General features: G+C 71.3%; 7 protein-coding genes. 5 read left to right on the forward strand and 2 right to left on the reverse strand.

The window, feature by feature from the left end; genetic code table 11:
• Window positions 1-35: 35 nt before the first annotated feature.
• The 5 genes from OED52_RS04015 to OED52_RS04035 are packed head-to-tail and all read left to right on the forward strand — an operon-like array spanning window position 36 to window position 5,314.
• A complete protein-coding gene (locus tag OED52_RS04015) occupies window positions 36-239 on the forward strand; it encodes an antitoxin (RefSeq protein WP_264153398.1) in 204 nt (67 codons plus the stop codon).
• A 15-nt stretch (window positions 240-254) separates the two neighbouring features.
• On the forward strand, window positions 255-1,901 hold the full coding sequence (locus tag OED52_RS04020) for a Na+/H+ antiporter (protein ID WP_264153399.1): 1,647 nt from the start codon (window positions 255-257) through the stop codon (window positions 1,899-1,901).
• An 11-nt stretch (window positions 1,902-1,912) separates the two neighbouring features.
• Window positions 1,913-3,427, forward strand: a complete 1,515-nt coding sequence (locus tag OED52_RS04025) for a SulP family inorganic anion transporter (RefSeq protein ID WP_264153400.1) — start codon at window positions 1,913-1,915, stop codon at window positions 3,425-3,427.
• 49 nt (window positions 3,428-3,476) lie between these two features.
• Window positions 3,477-4,388 (forward strand): glycosyltransferase family 2 protein, encoded by a 912-nt coding sequence (locus OED52_RS04030; RefSeq protein WP_264153401.1) that lies wholly within the window; start codon window positions 3,477-3,479, stop codon window positions 4,386-4,388.
• Window positions 4,388-5,314, forward strand: coding sequence for a glycosyltransferase family 2 protein (locus OED52_RS04035; RefSeq protein WP_264153402.1), 927 nt, complete (start codon window positions 4,388-4,390; stop codon window positions 5,312-5,314). The genes OED52_RS04030 and OED52_RS04035 overlap by 1 nt, the downstream gene beginning before the upstream one ends.
• A gap of 9 nt (window positions 5,315-5,323) precedes the next feature.
• On the opposite strand, the gene OED52_RS04040 is transcribed toward OED52_RS04035, so the two are convergent.
• Together OED52_RS04040 and OED52_RS04045 are read right to left on the reverse strand one after the other, a co-directional pair.
• Complete coding sequence (locus OED52_RS04040; RefSeq protein ID WP_264153403.1) at window positions 5,324-6,202, reverse strand: glycosyltransferase family 2 protein; 879 nt, start codon at window positions 6,200-6,202, stop codon at window positions 5,324-5,326.
• Entirely contained in the window at window positions 6,199-23,466 is a 17,268-nt protein-coding gene (locus OED52_RS04045; RefSeq protein WP_264153404.1) for a non-ribosomal peptide synthetase, read from the reverse strand. The genes OED52_RS04040 and OED52_RS04045 overlap by 4 nt, the downstream gene beginning before the upstream one ends.
• Window positions 23,467-23,598: the final 132 nt, after the last annotated feature.

A 23,598-nucleotide genomic window follows, 5' to 3' on the forward strand; every position in this document is an offset into this window, starting at 1 on the left:
CCGCCGAAATCGGTTGCGGAAGGACAGGAAAGAACATGGGCTTCATGGATTCGGTGAAGGGTCTCGTCGACAAGGGCAAGGAGTTCGCCGAGCAGAACCCCGACAAGGTCGAGCAGATCATCGAGAAGGCCGGCGACGCGGTCGACGAGAAGACCGGCGGCAAGTACGCCGATCAGGTCGACAAGGTGCAGGACGCCGCCCGTAAGCATCTCGGCGCCGACGGCAACACCGGCGCCTGATCCCGGAGGCCCGCGATGAACGGCGCAGGGATCCTGTTGGTCGTCATCGCGGGCATCGCCGTGACCGCAGTCGCGTCACGGCGCGACCTGCAGGCCCCGCTGGTGCTCGTCACCGTCGGGGCCGCGGTGTCCTTCGTGCCGGGACTGCCGCGTCTGGAACTGCACCCGGAGATCATCCTCGGCGTGGTGCTCCCGCCGCTGCTGTACTCGTCGGCGCTGCGCTTCCCGGTGCCCACCTTCAAGCGGTACCTTCCCTCGATCCTGCGGCTCGGCATCTTCACCGTGCTCGTCACCGCCTTCGCCGTGGCGTGGACGGCCTCCGCCCTGGTGCCCGCGGTGGTCTTCGGCGCGGCGCTCGCGCTCGGTGCCGTCGTCGCCCCCACCGACGCGGTCAGCGCCGTGGCCGTGGGGCAACGCCTCGGCCTGCCGAAACGGGTGATCGCGGTGCTGACCGGGGAGGGCCTGGTCAACGACGCCACCGCCCTGACCCTGTTCACCGTCGCGGTCTCGGCCGTCACCGGCGCGCACATCCTCGCCGACTCACCGGTCCTGTTCTTCCTGTACGAGGTCGCCGGGGGTCTCGCGGTCGGTCTGGTCCTCGCCTATCTCGTGCACCTGATCCGGGTCCGGATGTACGACTCGCCCCTCGAGACGGTGCTGGGGTTGGTGCTGCCCTTCACGGCCTATCTCGCCGCCGAGGAACTGCACGCCTCGGGTGTGCTCGCGGTCGTCGCCGCCGGGCTGTTCCTCGGGCACCGCGCCACCGACGTCTCGGTGGGCACCCGACTACAGGAACGGGCGGTGTGGAAGAGCATCGACGTGGCGCTCGAGACCTTCGTCTTCGCCTACATGGGCCTGCAGTTCCGGTTCGTGCTCGACGACGTCCGCGAAGCCGGCATCGACCTGCGTCGCGCACTGCTCGGCGCGCTGGTGGTGCTGCTCGTCGTCATGCTCGTCCGTCCGCTCTGGGGCCTGCTGCACTGGGGGCGGCGCGCCCTCGTCCGCCGCGCCGGACACGAACGGCTCGGCCGCGACCCGATGAGTTTCCGGGAGCACGTGGTGGTGGCCTGGGCGGGGATGCGCGGAGTCGTCACGCTCGCCGCCGCGGGAGGGGTGCCCTTCACCGTCGCGTCGGGTGACCCGTTCCCGGGCCGCGAGATGATCCAGATCTGCGCTCTGATCGTCGCCGTCGGCACCCTGCTCATCCAGGGCGCGACCATGCCCTGGCTCATCCGCCGCCTGGATGTCACCGATCCCTACGAACGCCTGCGCACGGAGGAACAGTTGGCGATCGCGCGCAGGATCTCCGCGGAGTCCAGCGAGAAGGTGCTCACCGAACTCGCCTCCGACCCACCCGGCGACGTCGACCGCGAGGTGTACGACAAGCTCCTCGCCAAGGCGCATCGGGTGTTCCGGTCACGGCAGGAGGCACAGAACGTCGAGGACGCTGCGGAGGACGCCGGCACCCGGCTGGCCGCGCTGTTCGACGACATCCGGCTCGCGGCCCTGCGCGGCCGGCGCGAAGCCCTCGTCGCGGCACGCGACCGCGGGGAACTCGACGACGAGATCCTGCGGGACGTGCTCGAAGGCCTCGACCTCGAGGAGGCGGCGGTGGAGGAGCGCATCGCCCGCCGTAACGGGGAGGACATGCCCCCTCGGTAGACTGCTCCGAAGTGAACACACCCCATGTTCGGGACTCGGCGCTGCACGATCCCGACGCGGACGTCTCCGTCACGTCCGCTCTCCGCTCGCCCCGCAAGCTGAAAACCGAGATCCTCGCCGGTCTCGTGGTCGCACTCGCACTTGTCCCCGAGGCGATCTCGTTCTCCATCATCGCCGGGGTCGACCCGCGCGTCGGCCTGTTCGCCTCCGTGACGATGGCGATCACCATCGCGTTCACCGGTGGGCGACCCGCGATGATCTCCGCGGCGACCGCCGCGGTCGCGCTGGTGGTCGCGCCGGTGGCGAAGCAGCACGGCATGGACTATCTCGTCGCCACCGTGATCCTCGCGGGTGTCTTCCAGATCCTGCTCAGCGTCCTCGGCGTCGCCAAGCTCATGCGGTTCGTGCCGCGCAGCGTCATGGTGGGCTTCGTCAACTCCCTCGCGATCCTGATCTTCGTCGCGCAGTTGCCGCACCTGATCGACGTGCCCTGGCTGGTCTACCCGATGGTCGCGATCGGTCTGCTCGTGCTCGTCTTCCTGCCGCGGTTCACCCAGGTCGTGCCCGCGCCGCTGGTGGCGATCGTGCTGCTCACCGTCGTGACGGTGGTGTTCTCGCTCGACGTGCCGAACGTGGGGGATCAGGGCGAGCTGCCCGACAGCCTGCCGTCCCTGTTCTTCCCGGACGTGCCGTTCACCGTCGACACGCTGCGGATCATCGCCCCCTACGCGCTGGCGATGGCGCTGGTCGGGCTCATGGAATCGCTCATGACCGCCAAGCTCGTCGACGACATCACCGACACCCACTCCGACAAGACCCGCGAGGGCTGGGGCCAGGGCATCGCCAACATCGTCACCGGCTTCTTCGGCGGCATGGGCGGCTGCGCCATGATCGGCCAGACCATGATCAACGTGAAGGTGTCGGGGGCGCGCACCCGCATCTCCACCTTCGCCGCCGGCGTGTTCCTGCTGATCCTCATGGTGGTGCTCGGCGACATCGTGGGTCTGATCCCGATGGCCGCGCTCGTCGCAGTGATGATCATGGTGTCGGTCGGGACCGTCGACTGGCACAGCATCGACCCGCGGACCCTGCGGCTGATGCCGCTCAGCGAGACCCTCGTCATGGTGGTCACGGTCGCAGCCACGGTGATCACCCACAACCTCGCGGTCGGTGTGGTGCTCGGCGTGCTCACCGCGATGGTCGCCTTCTCCCGCCGGGTCGCGCACATGACCACCGTCGACAAGAGCGTCGACGGGGACGGCACCTGCACCTACCGGGTGCGCGGACAGCTGTTCTGGGCGTCGAGCAACGACCTCGTCCACCAGTTCGACTACGCCGAGGACCCCGACCGTATCGTCGTCGACCTCACCGACGCCGATATCTGGGACGCCTCCACGGTGGCGACCCTCGACGCGATCCAGCACAAGTACGCCTCGAAGGGCAAGGGCGTGTCGGTCGTCGGCCTCGACGGCGCGAGCCTGGGCAGATTGCGACGTCTGTCCGGAAAGCTCGGCGCAGGGCACTGATCACCTAGAGTGTGACCGTCCGGATCGGCTCCACGAACCAGGTTTCCTCATGCCACCCAGCACAGCCACGTCCCGTCGCGCACCGTCCCTCGTGTCGGTCGTCGTCCCGGCCCGCAATGCACGCCCGGAGATCGACGAACAGCTCGAGGCCCTCGCGGTGCAGGACTACGAAGGGTCGTGGGAGGTCGTGGTCAGCGACAACGGTTCGACCGACGGACTGCGGGAGCATCTGGAGCGGCATCCGCTGAGGGAGAAGCTGTCGTTGAGGGTCGTCGACAGCGCCGATGTCCCGGGCGTCGCCCACGCCCGGAACATCGGCGTGCGCGAGGCGCACGGGGAACTCGTCGCGATCGCCGACGCGGACGATCGGGTGCATCCCGGTTGGCTGCGGGCACTGGTCACGGTGGCCGCCGCCCACGATGCCGTCGGTGGTGTGCTGGAGGTCGAGTCGATCAATCCGGCCGAGGTCGCGGACTCCCGGCCCGCACGGGACACCACACAGCAGCCGAGGATGCCCGGATTCCTGGCGATCGCGCCGGGCGGCAACATGGCGGTCTGGAAGGACGTCGTGGACACACTCGGCGGCTGGGACGAGAGCTACACCACCGGTGGGGGCGAGGACTGGGCCTTCGCCCTGCGGCTCCAGCTCGAGGGCTACACGCTCGGGTACGCGCCCGATGCGCTGATCGCGTATCGCCTGCGGGGCAGCCGCCGTGCCATGTGGCGGCAGGCCGTCGGATACGGGCGCGCAGAGGTGCGCCTGTACAAGGACTTCCGTGGGCACGGGATGCCGAGACGTTCGCTGATCGCGCTCGTGGACACGATCGCGTACATCGTCCTCCGCAATCCGCTGGTGCCGCGCGTCATCCGGCGCAACTCGACGAGCCGATGGCTCTTCCTCACAGCGAACTTCGTCGGTCGTGTGCGCGGCAGCATCGAGAACCGGGTCTTCTACGTCTGATGACACCGCACAGCCTGACACCGCACAGCCGATCGGCGGGTCGCCGAGCACCGTCCCTCGTGTCGGTCGTCGTCCCGGCCCGCAATGCGCGCCCGGAGATCGACGAACAGCTCGAGGCCCTCGCGGTGCAGGACTACGCGGGGCCGTGGGAGGTCGTGGTCAGCGACAACGGTTCGACCGACGGACTGCGGGAGCATCTGGAGCGGCATCCGCTGAGGGAGAAGCTGTCGCTGCGGGTCGTCGACAGCGCCGACGTCCCCGGGGCCGCCCACGCCCGGAACGTCGGGGCGCGCCACGCGAGAGGCGATCTCGTCGCGGTGGTGGACGCGGACGACCGCGTGCACTCCGAATGGCTGCGGGAACTGGTCGCCGTGGCGGCCGACCACGACTCCGTGGGCGGGGCACGCGAGGTCGAGTCGATCAACTCACCGGAGGTCGCGCAGTGGCGGCCGATGCCGGACCCGAGTGAACAGCCCACCCTGTTCCGGTTCCTTCCGGTCGCGGTCAGCTGCAACTTCGCGGTCTGGAAGGACGTCCTCGACGAGCTCGGCGGCTGGGACGAGAGTTACGACGTCGGCGGCGAGGATCTCGAATTCTGCCTGCGGCTCCAGCTCGCCGGGTTCACCCTGGGATACGCGCCCGATGCGGTGATCGCCTACCGCCTGCGTGACACCCTTCGTGGCCTGTGGCGTCAGTGCATCGCCTACGGGCGGGCGGACGCCCGGTTGTACAGGGACTTCCGTGAGCACGGCATGCCACGGCGGTCGTCGATCGCGCTCGCGGACACCCTCGCGTACATCGTTCTTCGTAATCCCTTGGTGCCCCGTATGATCCGGCGCAACTCGACCGGAATGTGGGTGTTCCACCTCGCGAGTCTGGTCGGCCGGATCCGAGGGAGTGTCGAGAACCGGGTCTTCTACGTCTGAGAACACCGGTCACGGATAGGGATAGCGGTGACGGATGCTGCCGCGGATCCGGCCCACCAGGTTCCCGGTCACCCAGCACCACTCACCCCGCCGAGCCCGACTCCACGCCCACGGCCACACCGGAGCCAGCCCGATGCTGACACCGAGGTGGAGGAAGAACCAGTACCACTGCCGGCCCGGTGCCCGGAACCGCTTCGCGACCCCCGCTTCCTCGATCGCGTAATCGCAGGCCTGGTCCCATGTCTCACGCAGACCGGTGCGGTACCGATAGGCGACCATCGCGTCCGGAGCGAAACCGAGCGAGTACCCGAGCGTCTGCGCCCGCCAGCAGAACTCGACATCGCTCCCGGCGTTGAGATAGCTCTCGTCCCACCCGCCCACGGCCTCGAAGGCGTCCCGCCAGATCGCGAGATTGCAGCCGAAGGTGATCGGCAGGAAGCGGGCGAGCACCGGAAGCGAATCCGGTTCGGGCAGCGCACGGAACCGGGCGACCACCGGATCGTTGAGGGTGTCGCGTTCGAGCGGTCCGCCGACCAGATCGTGCTCGGCGGCCGCCTCGGCGAGGGCGGTGAGCCAGCCGGGATGCACCCGGTCGTCCTGGTCGCAGTAGGCGACGAGCGGATGGATCGCAGCCCGCGTGCCGGCATTGCGGGCGTGCGGTGTGCCGGCGGTGCCCGACGAGTCGATCCACCGCACCGGTATCCGATCGGCGAGGGGATGGGAGGCGACGAACTCGCGCACCCTCTCGTCACCGCGATTGTCGCTCACCACGACCTCCACCGGGCCGTCGTAGTCCTGCTCGGCGAGACCGTCGAGCTGGACCCCCAGCACGGGGAGCGGGTCGTAGGCGGCGATGACCACCGAGATGCCGGGCCGTTGCGGTCTCACTGCGTCCCCTCCACCTGTCGATCCCGCCCGGCGCTCACGTCCTCGAGCACGCTCCGGAAGTTCTCCACCAGCTCCACGATCGTCGTCCGTTCGAACAGTGCCGTCGGATAGATGAGCGTGCCCGTCAACCCTTCGGGGACGCCGTTCTCGTCGACGTACTCGTTGAGCGCGATCTCCAGTTCGTGCTTGGCGATCCTGTTGTCGAACGGTTCCGGACGCGCCGACAGGCCGGGTAGCTCGACGTTCCGGGAGACCTCCGCGCGCTGGAGGATCAGTGTCGCCGGGAACAGCGGATTGCCGTCGACCGTCGGTTCGACACCGAGAGCCTCGAGCAGCACCGGGGCGGAGATGTCGGGATGCGCCATGGCCTCGTGCAACCGCCGGCGGACCTGCGCGACGACCTCCGAGAAGGGCGTGTCCGCCCCGATCCGCAGCCGCAGCACGAGGTCGTCGGCGAAGTTGCCCACCACATCGTCGAGGAGCGGATCGTCGCGGCCGGCGTTCGCGGTGGCGACCGTGACGTCGTCGGACTCCGCCCGTTCGCGCAACTGCACCGCGAAGGCGGCCTGCAGCACCATGAACAGGCTGGCTCCCAACCGCTGAGCGGCCTCCAGCAGACCTGCGTGGACGTCGGCACCGAGTTCGAACGAGACGGTGTCGCCCAGCGAGTTCCATCGCTCCGGCCGGGGACGGTCGGTCCGCAGTGCCGGACGCGGTCCGCTGCGGTCGAGCGTGGTCGTCCAGTACCCGAGTTGGCGGGCGTACTCGCTGTCCGGATCGTCCTTTTCGCCGAGCACCTCGTGCTTCCACACCGCGTAGTCGCCGTACTGCACACCCTGCGGCGGCCACTGTGGTTCCTGTCCCGCAGCGCGGAAGAGGTAGGCCGCGAGCACATCACGCGACAACGGCAGCATCGCCCGGCCGTCGGCGGCGATGTGGTGCACCACGAGCGCGAGCACGTGCTCGTCCGCGGACAACCGGAACAGGCGCATCCGCAGAGGAATGTCGACGGTGAGATCGTAGGGAGCCCACAGGAACTCGTCGAGTACAGTGGGGAGCTCGTTCTCGGTCACCGGCACCACGGCGGGGACCACGGAGACGTCCTCCACCGGCACCACCCACTGCACGGGACCGGACGAGTCGTCCCGGAACCGGGTGCGCAGCATCTCGTGCCGGGCCACCACATCGGTCGCGGCCGCACACAGGACGTCCGGGTCGATCTCACCGACGAGCCGCAACGCGACGGGAATGTTCCAGTCCCCGTTGGGGTCGGCCCGATTGGCCGCCCAGATCCGCATCTGCGCCGGAGCGAGCGGGAACTCCTGCTCGTGCGGGCGGGGACCGAGCGGAATCCGCGTCGCGGCGCCCGCGGCCGGGATGCGGGCGGCGAGTTCGGCGACGGTCGGTGCCTCGAACACCAGCCGGACGGGGATCTCGCGTCCGAGCTCCTCCCGGAGCCGCGCGGCCACCCGTACAGCCGTGAGCGAATTGCCCCCGAGCGCGAAGAAGTCGTCGGTGACACCGAGATCGGCGATACCGAGAACACCGCCGATCACCGAGGCGACGGTGGCCTCGAGATCGGTACGCGGCGCGACCCTGGCGCTCTCCGGGCGCGGTGGCTCCGGCAGACGCGCCCGATCCAGCTTGCCGTTCGCGTTGCGCGGCAACGACTCCACGACCACCACCTGTGAGGGGGTCATGTAACCGGGCAACACGGAGCGGGCGTGTGCGGTCACCGCGGCCGGATCGACCGCGGTGCCCTCGACGAAAGCGACCAGGCGGGCGGTGGCGCGCTCGGGATCGGCGACGGTGACGGCCGCGAGGTCCACCCCCGGTGCACGTCCGAGCACCGCCTCGATCTCCCCGATCTCGATGCGGTGACCGCGGAGCTTGAGCTGCAGGTCGCCGCGGCCGAGATATTCCAGCACGCCGTTGCGGCTCCGCACGAGATCGCCGGTGCGGTAGAGGCGTTCACCCGGTTCGAACGGGCTCGCGACGAACCGCGAGGCGGTCAGGTCCGGACGGGCGGTGTAGCCGCGCGCGAGCTGGATACCGGACAGATACAGCTCACCGGTCACCCCGTCCGGGACGGGATGCAGACGCTCGTCGAGGACATATGTCCCGACCCCCGTCTGGGCACGGCCGATCGGGACGCGGCGATCGGGCCGGCCGGTGACGGGATGCCGGGTGACACTGACGGCGGCCTCGGTGGGCCCGTACAGATTGTCGATGCCGGCGTCGGTGACCGCGAGAGCACGTTCGGCCAGTGCGGGCGCGAGTTCCTCGCCGATGCACAGGATCCGGCGCAGCGAACCGGGGAACACCGGCTGGTCGACGAGACCTTCGAGCATGGACGGCACCGTGGTCAGCGTGGTGACCCGCTCCCGGCCGATCAGCTCGGCGAGGGCCGCCGGGTCGGCCGGGACGTGCGCGGGTGCGAGCACGATCCGCGCACCCGTCCGCAGCGCCCACCAGTACTCCCACACCGACAGGTCGAAACCGGCGGAGGCCTTCACCAGCACCGCGTCGTCGCCGGTGAGCGCGTAGGTGCGCTGCATCCACTCGAGTTCGTGGATCACCGCGCGATGCGGTACCGCGACCCCCTTGGGGACCCCGGTGGAGCCGGACGTGAAGATGACGTACGCGGCATTGTCGTCGCGCACCGGGCCCCGCCGCTCGGCGTCGGTGAGCGGCGCGGCCGCACCGGCAGGATCCGCGGTACCCACCGGGACGACCCGGGCAGCACCGGCCACCGACCCCGGCAGCGTCCGGCCGGGATCGATCAGGACCACCGGCGGTCGCGCGGTGGCCAGGATGTGGCCGATTCGCTCGTCCGGCAGGGACGGATCGACGGGGACGTACGCACCGCCGGCCTCGACGACCGCGTACATCGCCACGACCTGCTCGATCGAGCGGCCCATCACCACCGCGACGGGCACGTCCGGTCCCACCCCGTCCGCCACGAGGGTGCGCGCGAGCGCGGTGACCCGGCCGAGCAGTTCGGTGTAGGTCAGGGTGCGGGCACCGTCCGGCCCGGGTTCGACCACCGCGACCGCGTCCGGGCACTGCCGGGCGCGCTCGACGAAGCCGGCGGTCAGCACGGTGTGCGCCAGCGGCAGGGGAACGCTCGGCGGTGCGGTGAGGGCGGGAAGGTCGGCGGCGTCGGTCAGCGGCAGGTCGCCGACCGCGACACCGGGATCGTCGACGAGCCCGCGCAGGATCCGCGTGTATCCGGCCGCGATACCGGCGACCGTGTCCTCGTCGAACAGGTCGGTGGCGTAGACGATCTGCGCCGGGAGTGGGCCCCCGCTGCCGTCGTCCACCAGCGTCAGGTGCAGGTCGAACTCGGCGAGATGCAGATCCGGATCGACCACCTCGACGTCGAGGCCGGGCAGAGCGAAGGACATCGGCCCGAGATTCTGGAACGAGAGCGCCACCTGGAACAACGGGTGGTGGGCCTGTGAGCGTGGCGGATTCAGGATCTCCACGAGCCGTTCGAAGGGCAGGTCCGCGTGACCGAACGCCGCGAGATCGCCGTCGCGCACCGCGGCGACGACACTGCGGCCGTCTGCCCCGGGTGCGATCTCGGTGCGCAGCACCAGGGTGCCGACGAACATGCCGACCACGTCGTCGAGTCGGCGGTCGCCGCGCCCCGCGATGGGGGTACCGACGACGATGTCGCGGGTGCCCGACAGGCGGGCGAGCAGGATCGCCAGCGCGGCGTGCGCCACCATGAACGGCGTCGCCCCCAGTTCGGCGGCGCGTCGGCGCATCGCCTCGTGCAGGTCGGCGTCCAGCGTGAAGTCGTGCCGCCGGCCCCGATGCGACTGCACCGCCGGGCGCGGCCGGTCGGAGGGGAGATCCAGCACGTCCGGGAGGCCGGCCAGCCGCTCGCTCCAGTAGGTGCGCTGGCGTCCGGCGATCGACTCCGGATCGGTGTCGTCGCCCAGCACGTCGCGCTGCCAGAGCGCGAAGTCGGCGTACTGCAGACCGAGCGGCGACCAGGCGGGTGGCTCACCGGTGCACCGTGCCGCGTAGGCGGTCATGGTGTCGCGGGCGAGCACCCCCATGGACACCCCGTCGGCGCAGATGTGATGCGAGACGAGGGCCAGGACGTGTTCGTCCGCGCGGTCGGAGACGCGCAGCAGCACGAGCCGGATCGGGGGTGCCGCGGTGACGTCGAAACCGGCGAGCGCGGCCTCCATCACCCGTGCCGACACCTGATCCTCGGGGACGGTGTCGACGACGAGTTCGGGCGTGGAGTCGTCCACCGGGGCGATCAGCTGGTGCGGTCCGTCCGGGGAATCGGGATAGGACATCCGCAGGATCTCGTGCCGGGCGGTGAGGTCCCCGACGGCCGCGCGCAGGGCCTGCACGTCGAGGGGGCCGCGCAGCCACAGGACGACGGGGATGTTCTCCACCGCCGAGCCCGCGTCGAAGCGGTTGAGGAACCACATGCGCTGCTGGGCGAGCGACAGCGGGATCCGGTCGGGGCGTTCGGCCACGGTGAGCGCGGCCCGGGCCGGCCCGCGGATCTCGGCACGTACGGCCAGCAACGCCGCCGTGGGGGCTTCGAACAGGTCGCGGACCTCGAGGCCGGCACCGAGCGCGTCGTTGATGCGGGCCACCGCGCGAGTCGCGGTGAGCGAGTTGCCACCGCGGTCGAAGAACGCGTCGTGCACGCCCACCCGGTCGGCGCCGAGGATCTCCGCGAACACCTCCGTGACGACCTGCTCGGTGGCCGAGCGGGGCGCGGTGTACTCGGCGGGCGCGAACTGCGGCTCCGGCAGGGCGTCGCGGTCGAGCTTGCCCGCCGGGGTGAGCGGTATCCGGTCCAGTTCGGTGATCGCCGCCGGAACCATGTGACCGGGCAGCTGCGCGCGGGCGTGGGCGAGCAGGACGTCCTGCGGCACGGTGCGTCCGTCCACGGTGCCGACGTAGGCGACGAGGACGGTGCTGTCGGGCGAACCGGGATCGACCCGGTGTCCCAGCGCGAGCGCGAACTCGACGTCCGGGTGGGCGCGCAGGGCGCGTTCCACCTCGCCGAGTTCGATGCGGAAGCCGCGCACCTTCACCTGGTTGTCGCGTCGCCCGGCGTACGACAGGGCCGAACCGTCGCGGTCCCACCGCACCAGGTCGCCGGTGCGGTAGCGGCGGCTGCCGGGCGGGCCGTCGGGGTCGGCGACGAAGGTCGTGGCGGTCAGCCCCGGACGGCCGTGATAGCCGCGGGCCAGACCCGGTCCGGCCAGGTACAATTCGCCGATGCTGCCCGGGGGGACGGCGCCGAAGGCGTCGTCGAGCACCTGCACCCGGGTGCCGGTGACGGGGACACCGATCGGCACGGCCTCGCCGTCGGGGGACAGCGGTCCGGCGACGGTCGCCATGATCGTCGACTCGGTCGGCCCGTAGGCGTTGAACATGCGGCGGCCCGGCGCCCACTCCCGCACCAGCGAGGGTGGGCATTCGTCGCCGCCCACGATCACGGTGTGTACCTCGGGCAGATCGTCCGGGTCGAGGGTGCGCAGCGCACCCGGGGTGAGGAACAGGTGCGTGACGTGTTCGTCCCGGAGCACGTCACCGAGAGTGGTGCCGCCGTAGACCCCGGTCGGGACGACGACGGTGCTCGCCCCGGCCGCGAACGCGAGGAGCAATTCCAGGATCGAGGCGTCGAAGCTCGGCGACGCGAACAGCGCCGACCGGCAGGTGCGATCCACCCGGTAGCGCCCGGTCTGCTCGGCGGCGAAGGCCGCGAGACCGCGGTGGGTCACCACCACGGCCTTCGGCAGACCGGTGGATCCGGACGTGTAGATCATGTAGGCGGGATCGTCGAGCGACAGCGCACGGGACCGCTCGGCGTCGGTCACCGGACCGCCCTCGCAGGACGCGAGTTCCGTGCGGGCTCCGGCGTCGTCGAGGGTGAGCCAGGGTCCTTCGGGGCGGATCGCCGCGAGTGCGGTGAGCCGGTCGGTCGTGGTGAGGCAGAGCCGCGCGCCGGAATCGCCGAGCATGTGGGCGATGCGTCCCGCGGGGTAGTCGGGATCGACGGGGACGAAGGTCGCGCCCGCGAGCGCGGTGGCCCACACCGCCACGACCTGGTCGACACTGCGGGGCAGGCAGATCGCGACGACGTCACCCGGATCGAGTCCGCGCCCGATCAGCAGGCGCGCCAGCCGGTTCGCGCGGTCTCCGAGCTGTCCGTAGGTGAGTTCGACGCGCACCGGTCCGGGTGCGACGAGTGCGGTGTCCTCCGCCCGGCCCGCCCCGGTGAGCAGGTCGGCGAGGCTGCGCTCGGGCACCGGTGGGCGGGTGTGCAGTCGTTCGAGGGCGGCGTTCTCCGCGGGGGTGCTCAGGTCGATGCTCCGGACGGGGAGTGTGGGATCCTCTGCGGCACTGCGCAGTACCGTCGCGAACCGGGCCAGCAGGGTGTCCGCCGTGGCGGCGTCGAACAGGTCGGTCGCGTAGATCAGGTCGATGCCGGCCGACCCGTCGGGCCGCGGGGTGAGCGTGAACTCGAGATCGAAGCGGGTCACCCCGGCGTCGAACGGCACTTCGTGCACGGTGAAACCTGCTGCTTCGACGCCCTTCTCGTCGATCGGTGCGGGATCGGCGACGGTGAGGGTGATCTGGAACAGTGGATGGTGTGCCGTCGACCGCGGCGGAGCCAGCGTCTCGACGACGGTTTCGAAGGGCACCGTGTCGTGGTCGAAGGCGGCGAGATCGCTCGCGCGGACCGACCCGAGCAACCGGTCGAAGCTCCGGCGGGTGTCGACCGGGGTGCGCAGGACCACCGTCTGCACGAACATGCCCACGAGCGGGGCCAACGCGGGATGGTGGCGTCCGGCCACCGGGGCGCCGATCACGATGTCCGGCCCGGCGCCGAGACGCGAGAGCAGCACCGCGAGGGCGGTGTGGGCCACCATGAACAGGGTCGCGCCGTGTTCCCGCGCGAGGGCGTCCAGCGCACGGTGGGTGTCGGCGTCGAGCACGGTTGCCGCGCGGGCGCCCCGCCCCGTCGCGGTCGCGGGCCGGGGGCGGTCCGTCGGGAGGTCCGGCAGGGCCGGCGCGCCGGTGAGGGTGGTGCGCCAGAACGCCAGTTCCCGGGAGAGTCGCGAGCCGGGATCGCCGGGGTTCCCGAGGACCGCCTGCTGCCACAGCGTGTAGTCCGCGTACTGGACCGGGAGGGGATCCCAGTCCGGTCGGTGCCCGGCGGCACGTGCGGCGTAGGCGGCGAGCAGGTCGGCCGCGAGCACCCGCAGCGACCAGCCGTCGGCGGCGATGTGGTGCACCGCGACGACCAGCAGTGCACTGTCGGGACCGAGAGGACGGAGACCGATCCGCAGCGGCGGCCGCTCCGCGAGGTCGAATCCGGTGCGCAGGACCGCGAAGACCTCCGCCGGATCGTCCGGCCCCGACTCGTCGACCTCGAGGTCGGCCACGGCCGTCCCGGTGGGAAGGACCACCTGGTGCGGCTGCCCGTCGGTCACGGCGTAGACGGTGCGCAGAATCTCGTGCCGGTCGCTCACGTCGGCGAGCGCGGCGCGCATCAGGCCGGTGTCGAGCGGCCCGTCGATCCGCAGGGCCGCGGCGATGGTGTACGCCGAGGATGCGGGATCGAGGTTCTGCAGCAACCACATCCGCTGCTGTGCGGCCGACAGCGGCACCCGTTCGGGACGCGGCATCGGCGCGAGCGGCAGCGCGTCGGTGAGCGCTGTGGAATCGATCCGGGCGGCGAGCGCTGCCACGCTCGGGGATTCGAAGATCTCCCGCAGACGCAGGCCGGTGGGGAAGACCGCGTCGATCGCCGCGACCAGGCGGGTCGCGACCAGCGAGTTGCCACCCAGGTCGAGGAAGCTGCGGTCCGGGTCGACCCGGTCGAGCCCGAGTTCGCGGGCGAAGATCTCGGCGATCCGGCGCTCCGTGACGGTCGCGGGTTCGCGTCCCGCCGAACCGGTCTCGGGGCGCGCCTCGGGCAGGGCTGCGCGGTCGAGTTTCCCGTTGGGGCCCACCGGCAGTGCATCGAGGATCGCGACGGCCGAGGGCACCAGGTGCGCCGGCAGCGCCGCGGCGAGGTCGACGCGCAGCGCGTCGCCGTCGAGTGCGGCGGAGCCGGCAGGCACCGCGTAGGCCACGAGATGGTCGCCGGTCACCGGATGGTGTCGCAGCACGCACACCGCCGCCGCGACGTCGGGACGGGTCAGCAGGACCGCCTCGATCTCGCCGAGCTCGATGCGTTGTCCGCGCAGCTTGATCTGGAAGTCGCTGCGCCCCAGGAAATCCAATCGGGGATCGGTGCCGTCGGGACCGGACCGCCAGCGGACGACATCGCCCGTGCGGTACATCCGGCTCCCGGGCGGGCCGTCGGGGTCGGCGACGAACCGGTCGGCCGTGAGATCGGGCCGTCCGAGATAGCCGCGGGCGAGCTGGATGCCGGTGAGGTACAACTCGCCGCGCACTCCCTCGGGTACCGGCCGGAGACGGGCGTCGAGCACCCGTGTCCCGGTGTTCCACACCGGCAGGCCGATCGGCACGATCGTGCCCGGCACGGTGGAACCCGGCACGACAGCGCGGTGGGTGACGTCCACCGCGGCCTCGGTCGGGCCGTAGAGATTGTGCAGTTCCGTGCCGCACGCCGCGAGCAGCGCCGTCGCGGTCTCCGCCCGCAGTCCCTCACCGCTGGTGAAGACGGTTCGCAGGCTCGGGTGCGCGGCTCCGTCTCCGGGTCTGCCGGCGACGAAGGCGTCGAGCATCGACGGGACGAAGTGCGCGACCGTGACGTCCTCGCGGTCCACGAGGTCCCCGAGATAGCGGGGATCGCGGTGACCGTCGGGGGCGGCGACGAGCAACCGGGCACCGACCTGCAACGGCCAGAACAACTCCCACACCGACACGTCGAAGGTCGCCGGGGTCTTGTGCAGCACCGTGTCGGATACCGACAGCGGATAGGTGTGCTGCATCCACCGCAGCCGGTTGACGATCGCCCGGTGGGTGACGGTCACGCCCTTCGGCCGGCCGGTGGACCCGGAGGTGAAGATGACGTAGGCGGGGTGATCCGGATGCAGAGGGGACGGGCGGTCCGCATCGGTGGGCAGGGCGACATCGCCGGTGATCGCGTCCGCGGGATCGACGACGCGGATCCCGGCGTCCGCGGCCTCGGCGACGACCGTCGTCTGCTCCGGGGTGGTCAGCACCGCGACGGGAGTGGCGGCGGTGAACAGTTCGCGGATACGCGCCGCGGGGTAGGCCGGGTCGACCGGCAGGTATGCGCCTCCCGCGGCCACGACAGCGTGCACCGCGACCACGAAGTCGGCGCTGCGGGGAAGCGCCACCGCCACGATGCGCTCCGGGCCGGCACCGGCAGCGAGCAGGTGGTGGGCGAGCCGGGCCACGCGCTCTCCGAATTCGCCGTAGGACAGGGTCGTTCCGTCGTCCTCGGTGAGAGCGGGTGCCGCGGGCTCGGCAGCGATCCGGGCGGCGAGCAGATCGGGCAGCGACCGGGCGTCCAGCGGCACGGTCTCCCCGGTGCCCCACGCCGCGAGGCGGTCGAGTTCCCCGGTCTCTCCGGCGTCGACCGCACCGATGGGGGTCTCCGGAGTCTCCACCAGGTGGCGCAGGATCGCGGTGAACCGCCGGGACAGCGTCGCGACGGTGGCGGCGTCGAACAGATCGGCCGACCCGCTCAGGTGGGCCTCGACCGGCTGGTCGGCGGCCCCGACCGTCAGGGTCAGGTGCAGATCGAACCGTGCGACCGGTAGGTCGAGATCGACGGCGGACACGCGCAGGCCGGGCAGTTCCGCGGACGTGGCGACCGCGTCCTGGAACGCGAGCATCACCTGGAAGAACGGATGCCGGTCGGCCGAGCGCGGCGGATCGAGTTCGGTGACGAGATGCTCGAACGGCACCTCCGCGTGGTCGAAGGCCGCGAGATCACGCTGCCGTACCTCGCCGAGCAGCTCGGCGAAGGTCGACGACGGATCGACCGGGGTCCGCAGCACCAGGGTGTCGGCGAACATGCCGACGACCTCGTCGAGCACGGCGCTGCCACGACCGGCCACCGGTGTACCGACGGCGACGTCGGAGGCCGACCCCCAGTGGGCGAGTGCAACGGCGAACGCCGCGTGCACCACCATGAACAGGGTCGCACCGTGCCGTTGTGCGAGTTCTCGTGCAGCCGAGTGCAGTCCGGCGTCGATGGTGAACCGGGTCGCGACACCCCGGCCGCTCGGTGCGACCGGCCGGGGGTGGTCGGTGGGCAGCTCGAGGAGCGGGGGGAGACCGTGCAGGGTCTCCCGCCAGAAGGCGGTCTCGGCGTCGAGGCGCGTGCTGTCCGCGAGGAGGCGCTGTTGCCACACCGCGTGATCGGCGACCTGCACGGCAAGCGGCTCCCAGTGCGGCGCGTCGCCGGTGCTCCGGGCGGCGTAGGCGAGGGCGATGTCCCGGGCCAGCGGGGCCAGCGACGAGCCGTCCGCGGCGATGTGGTGGGCCACGACGACCAGCACGTGGCTGTCGGGCGCGACGCGCAGCAGGCGTGTGCGGACGGGGATCCCGGCGGTCACGTCGAAGCCGGCCGCTGCGGCCGCGAGGATCTCCGCCTGCAGATCGGTGGTGTCGATGTCGACGGGTGTGAAGGACGGCGCCGGGAGGTCCTCCGGAGCGACGACCACCTGTTCGGGGACCCCGGCGGAGTCGGGATAACGGGTGCGCAGCGACTCGTGACGGGTCTGCACGTCCCGCCAGGCCGCGGCCAGGGCGTCGAGGTCGAGCCCGCCGTCGAGCCGCAGTGCCACCGGGAGGTTGTAGGCGGGCGAGGACGGATCGAGCTGGTTGAGCAGCCACATCCGGTACTGGGCGGCGTTGAGCGGCACCCGTTCGGGCCGCGGCCCGGCCGTCAACGCGGGACGCCGCGCCGACCGCCCGCGCACACCGTCGATCCACGCGGCCAGGGCCCGGACGGTCGGGGCCTCGAACAACGCCCGGACCGGGACGTCGACGTCGAGTTCCTCGGACAGCCGCGCGGTCACGCGGGTCGCGCTGAGTGAGTTCCCGCCCACGGCGAAGAAGTCGTCGTCCGTGCCCAGGCCGTGCTCGTCGATCCCGAGAACCGCCGCGATCGCACCGACCACGGCCTGCTCGAGTTCGGTCTCGGGCACCCGGTAGGTGCGGAGACGCAGGGTCGGCTCGGGCAGCGCAGCGCGATCGATCTTGCCGTTGACGTTCATCGGCAGGGCCGGCAGCACGTCGAGGGTGGCCGGCACCATGTAGCCGGGCAGGCGCCGGGACAGATCCGCGAGGACGTCGTCGACGGGGAGCGCTCCCGGCAGGTCGGCGGGGACGACATAGGCCACCAGCGTGTCGCGGTGCACCGCGGCGACCGCCTGGGCGATGCGGTCGTCGAGGGTCAGCGCGGCCTCCACCTCGCCGAGTTCGATCCGCTGGCCGCGCAGTTTGACCTGGAAGTCGTTCCGGCCCACGTACTCGAGCGTTCCGTCCTTCCCGAACCGCACGAGATCGCCGGTGCGGTACATCCGGTCACCCACCGGCGGGGCGGTGCCGTCGAGAGTGCGGGCGACGCTGGGCCGGGCGACGAAGCGCTCGGCGGTCAGATCGGGGCGGCCTTCGTACCACGAGGCCAGCTGGGGGCCCGCGAGATACAGTTCGCCCACCACACCCACCGGGACGGGATGCAGTCGGGCGTCGAGGACGAGCAGATCGGTGTCCCACACCGGCAGCCCGATGGGCACGGTGGTCGCCTCGCGTTCGGAGCACCGGTAGGAGGTCACGGAGACGGCGGCCTCGGTGGGGCCGTACAGATTGAACATCTCGGCGTCCGTGCTGCTGCGGACCCGTTCGACCGTGCCGGGGGTGAGTGCCTCACCGATGCACAGGATCCGTTGCAGGGAGGTCTCGTCCAGAGCGCCAGGCACGGTGAGCAGGGCATCGAGCAGTGACGGGACGAAATGGGCGGTGGTGACGCCGTACCGGCGCAGCGCCCGTGCGACCCGCGCCGGGTCGCGGTGATCGTCGGGGTGCGCGACGGCGAGCCGTGCCCCGCTGATCAACGGCCAGAACAACTCCCACACCGACAGATCGAATCCGACAGGGGTCTTGAGCATCACGGTGTCGCCGACGGAGATCGGGAACTCCGCCTTCTTCCACCGCAACTGAGCGGCGACCGCCGCATGGGAGACCGCGACACCCTTGGGGACGCCGGTGGATCCGGAGGTGTAGAGCACGTAGGCCGTGTTGCCGGGTCGCAGTCCGGTCTCCGGAATCACGGGCGCCGGAACGGCTTCGGCGACACCCTCGGTGTCGACGTCGACCACGGGAAGGTCGCCGGGCAGCGATGCCGCGACGTCCGAGGTCGTCACGACGCAGGCCGGGCGGGCCGACCGCAGGATGTGCGCGGTGCGTTCACCGGGGGCATCGGGATCGATCGGGACGTACGCGCCCCCGGCGACGAGCACCGCGCACAGGGCGACCGGCAGGTCGAGCCCGCGGCGCAGGGCGACCGCGACACGGGTCTCCGGCCGAACCCCGGTCTCGATCAGGCGTTGTGCGAGAGCGACCACGCGCGAAGCGAATCCGGCGTAGTCGAGGCTGTGGTCGTCGAAGACGAGTGCCGGCGCGTGCGGCGAGCGGGACCACTGGTCGGCGAGGAGCTCGGGCAGTGTCACCGAGGGGAGGTCCGTCCGGTCGCCGTCGAGCCGGGCGGCGATCCGGGAGCCGGCTGCGGTGCGCAGGTCGATGTCGCCGACGACCGTGTCCGGGTGCGCGAGCACCTCCCGCAGCACGATCTCGAAGCGTTCGGCCGTCATGCGGACGGTGTCGGCGTCGAACAGATCCAGCGCGTGATCCCACTGCAGCCGCAGGTGGGTCCGCGTGGAGTCCAGGACGTCCTCCACCGCGGTGAGATGCAGGTCGAACTTGGCCACGCCCAGCGGGAGGTCGAGTACCTCGGCGTCGAGGCCGGCGAGTTTCAGGTCGGTGGACGGCAGGTTCTGGTACGAGAAACCGACCTGCACGAGGGGATGATGGGCCGCCGACCGTGTCGGGGCGAGCGCGTCGACGAGACGCTCGAACGGCAGGTCGGCGTGTGCGAAGTCCTCGGTGTCGTCCCGGCGGACCCGCTCGAGGAGATCGCGGAAACGCTCGCCCGGACGAACCTCGGTGCGCAGCACCAGGGTTCCGACGAACATGCCGATGAGGTCGTCGAGTGCGGGATCGACCCGTCCGGCGACCGGGGTGCCCACGGCGATGTCGGTGCGGGTGCTCAGACGTGCGAGCAGCACGGCGAACACCGCCTGCACGACCATGAAGGGGGTGGTGCCGGTGTCCGCCGCGAGACGGCGCACCGCGGCGAAGGTCTCCACGTCGATACCGGAGTCGACCGTACCGCCCCGCATCGACGCCACCGTCGGCCGCGGCCGGTCGGTGGGCAGGTCGAGCCGGGGAGGCAGGCCCGCGAGGCGGTTCCGCCAGTACTCGAGTTGCCGGGCCGCCACCGATCGGGGATCCGATTCGTCGCCGAGCAGGAGGTCTTGCCACACCGTGACGTCCGCGAACTGGATCGGCAGGGGCACGAACTCCGGTGTGCGACCGCCGGATCGCGCGGCATAGGCGATCGCCGTGTCGCGTGCGAAGGGCGCGAGCGAGGCGCCGTCGGCGCTGATGTGATGGAGGGTGACGGCCACGACGTGGTCCTCCGGGGCGAGCCGGAGGATCTCGGCCCGCACCGGCACCTCGCTCGTCACGTCGAATCGGGTCGCGGCGATCTCCCGCAGCCGGTCCGGCAGGGCGTCCTCGGCGATGTCGGCCAGGACGGGCGCGAAGACCGGTTCGGGGTGGACGAGCTGGATCGGGCCGTCCGGGCTGTCCGGATAACTCGTGCGCAGGATCTCGTGCCGGCGGGACACATCGTCGAAGGCCGCGGCGAGGGCGCCGGTGTCGAGCTGGCCCCGGATCCGGAGCGCGATCGGGATGTTGTAGGCCGGGGAGGCGCCGTCGAAACGATTGAGGAACCACATCCGGTGCTGGGCGGGCGAGACCGGGACGGGTGTGTCGCGGGGGACCGGGACCAGTGGCGGTCGTGCGGGATCGTCCTGCGTCTCGTCGAGACGCCGGGCGAGGGCGGACACCGTCGCTGCCTCGAAGACGGTGCGCACGGCCACCGTGGTTCCGAGCGCTGCACCCAGTTCGGCGGCCACGCGGGTCGCCGACAGCGAGTTCCCTCCGAGGGAGAAGAAGTTGTCGTGCGCCCCGACGGTGTCCGCTCCGAGGACGCTCCGGAACACGTCCGCGACGAGGGTCTCGGTTTCCGATGTCGGGGCGATGAATTCCTCGTGGGGCCAATCGGGTTCGGGAAGTGCGCGCCGGTCGACCTTACCCGCCGTGGTGAGGGGGAGCTCGTCGAGGACCGTGACGGCGGCGGGAACCATGTGGTGCGGAAGGCTGCGGGCGGCGTGTTCCCGCAGGGCCGCCGCGAGATCCGCGGGCGCGGTGGAAGAGTCCCGTGCCGGAAGCACATACGACACGAGGGCCAGGGTGTCGTTGCGGTCCGTCCGGCGCCGGGTGACGGTGACCGCGAAGTCGACCGCCGGATGGGTGCCGAGCACTGCGTCGATCTCACCCGGTTCGATGCGGAAGCCTCGCAGCTTGACCTGGAAATCGGTGCGGCCCAGATAGTGCAGGCGGTGTGCGTCGTCCCAGCGGACCCGGTCCCCGGTGCGATACATGCGGCTGCCGGGCGGTCCGTACGGGTCGGCGACGAAGGCCGCGGCGCTCTGGGCCGGCCGCCGGTGATAGCCCCGCGATACCGCGGGCCCCGCGATGTACAACTCACCCGGTGCCCCGACCGGCACCGGACGCAACCGCGAATCCAGGACGACGACGCGGATCCCGGTGCCCGGATCGCCGATCGTGACCGGTTCGTCCGCCGACATCGGCCCGACTCCGGTGGCCATGACGGTGCACTCGGTCGGCCCGTAGGCGTTGAACATCCGTCGGCCGGGCGCCCAGCGCCGGACGAGTTCCGCCTCGCAGGCGTCACCCCCGACGATCACCGTGCGCAGGTCCGGAACCGCCGTCTCGTCCACCGTGGCGAGCGCGGCCGGAGTGAGGAATGCGTGGGTGATCCGTTCGGCACGAAGGAAATTCGTGAGTGCATCCCCGCCGTAGACGTCCTGCGGGACGGTCACCGCGCAGGCCCCGGCACCGACGGCGAGGAGGAGTTCGAGCACCGACGCGTCGAAGCTCGCGGACGCGAACTGCAGCGTCCGGGCCTCGGGCGGCAGCTGGTAACGGCGCCGCTGCTCGGCGGCGAAGGCCGCCAGACCGGCATGCGGGACCACCACACCCTTGGGGACACCGGTCGAACCGGAGGTGTAGATCATGTACGCGGCGGCATCGGTACGCGGACGTCCGCGCAGCTCCGTCCGGGTGAGCGGGGCGGGTGACGACGCCAGGTACTCGTCCCGGAGCGTCTCGGCGCCCAGGGCCAGCCACGACACGGACGCGGGGAGCGATGCGACGTGGTCGGTGTCGGTGAGGCCGATGCCGGCCGAGCAGTCCTCGAGGATGGTCCGGATGCGGTCGGACGGCAGTGCCGGATCGACGGGGACGAAGGCACCACCCGCCTTGGCGATCGCGAGGGTGGCCACGACGGCCCGGACACCGCGGGGCAGTGACACCGCCACGAACACCTCTGGCCCGACCCCTCGGGCGATCAGCATGCGGGCGAGGCGGTTCGCGCGTTCGTCGAGTTCCCGGTACGAGACATCGTCCCCGTTCTGCCGCAGGGCGGGGCGCAGATCGTGCCGGGCGACCGTCGCCGCGAAGATCTCGGCGAGGGTCGCTCGGTCGGGGGCTTCGGGTCCGTGTGCGGGGACGAGCGCGGCGTGTTCCTCCGGGCGGACCATCCGCAGGGCGCGGGCCGGGCGGTCGGCCGGCCCGGCCAGATCGGAGAGCAACGCGAACAGCCGGTCGAGCCGGCCGTCCAGCTCGGCTTCGGTGTGCAGCGCGGGATTCGCCTCGAGGTCGATGCGGGACTCGCTGCCGCCGATGCTGGGATAGACGTTGACCGCGAGATCGTCCACCGGGCCCGTGGACAGCACGTGGAAGCGGCCGGTGGCGGCGCCGAGCGCTACCTCCGGGTGGAACATCATGAGGTTGACCGCCGGGCCGAAGAAACCGCGGCTGCCGGGATCGGTGAACGCGGGCGCGTCGGGGCTGTCCCGGTGCATGTCCTCGGCGCGGTACCGCTGGTGGCGCAGGGCCCCGGTCAGCTCCACGGTGGTGGCGGCGAGCAGTTCCCCCACGGTGGTGTCGGGGCCGATGTGCAGCCGGAGAGGGACGACGTTCGAGACCATGCCGCCGGAGCGGCGCAGCAGGGCGTTCGTCCGAGCCGAGACGGGCAGACTCAGCGTCACGTCCTCGGTGTCGCACACGACCGACAGGTACAGGGCGGTCGCGGCGACCACGAGCGCCGCGAGTGTGGTGCGCTGCGCGGCCGCCGTCTCGTCGAGGGCCGCAGCGAGATCCGGGGGCAGGGCCCGGCCGACCGTCAGCGGGCAGGCCGCGGGCGGGGCGACACGATCGGAGACGCGGACGGGCACGGGCAGGTCGCGGACCCGGCTGCGCCAGTGCTCCCTGTCGCGGGTGAACCGGGACGACGCGCGATAGGCGTGTTCGTCGGCGACGATCGCCTCCAGGGCCCCGGCCCGGGAAACGGGTGCCGGCAGGCCTTCCCATTCGGCGTTGTACAGCTCGATCGCGCGGGTCATCTGCGCCATCGCGCCGTAACCGTCGAGAGCGACGTGGTGCATGCGGCAGTACCAGAACCAGCGGTCATCGGCGATCTGCAGCATCGTCGCCTCGATCAGACGGTCCTCGAACAGGTCGAGAGGGGCCGCCGTGTCCGCGCGCATCCAGGCGTGCGCGGTGGCCTCGGGATCGGCTTCGCCGCGCAGATCGCGGAAACGCATCTCGTCGAGCAACCCGTGGTCGACGACCTGCAGGGGATCCGGGTCGCCGGGCACGAGCCGCAGCAGCGCCGTGCCGAACTCGTGCGCCGCCCGGGTGCCGACCCTGCGGAGAAGTTCGAAGTCGAGGTCGCCCCTCAGGTCGACGTACTGGGCGATCGACAGGGGGACGGAACCGAGGAGATGCTGGGCGAACAGGATGCTCCGCTGGGCCGCGGAGAGCACGAACGGCTCGGAGCCGACGTCGTGCGTGTCACCGCGCGGCTCGTCGCGCTGTGGGTCGTGCGTCATTCGGGTGCGTTCGCCTTGCCTGATTAGGGACTTTCGGCACTTGGCCGGCTCCGGGATCGGGTACGACTTAGGCTAACTTAAGCTGAGGTGACCTCGGTGGACGGAGGTCGCTCGCAGGTCCGCATCGGGACC

Origin of the sequence: Rhodococcus sp. Z13, assembly GCF_025837095.1 — a bacterium.
GTDB lineage: Bacteria > Actinomycetota > Actinomycetes > Mycobacteriales > Mycobacteriaceae > Rhodococcus > Rhodococcus sacchari.

Bases quoted from the DNA above. Each gene is read 5' to 3' on its own strand.
- OED52_RS04020 (WP_264153399.1), top strand. From the start codon at position 255: ATGAACGGCGCAGGGATCCTGTTGGTCGTCATCGCGGGCATCGCCGTG.
- OED52_RS04030 (WP_264153401.1), top strand. From the start codon at position 3,477: ATGCCACCCAGCACAGCCACGTCCCGTCGCGCACCGTCCCTCGTGTCG.
- OED52_RS04015 (WP_264153398.1), top strand. From the start codon at position 36: ATGGGCTTCATGGATTCGGTGAAGGGTCTCGTCGACAAGGGCAAGGAG.
- OED52_RS04045 (WP_264153404.1), bottom strand. From the start codon at position 23,466: ATGACGCACGACCCACAGCGCGACGAGCCGCGCGGTGACACGCACGAC.
- OED52_RS04035 (WP_264153402.1), top strand. From the start codon at position 4,388: ATGACACCGCACAGCCTGACACCGCACAGCCGATCGGCGGGTCGCCGA.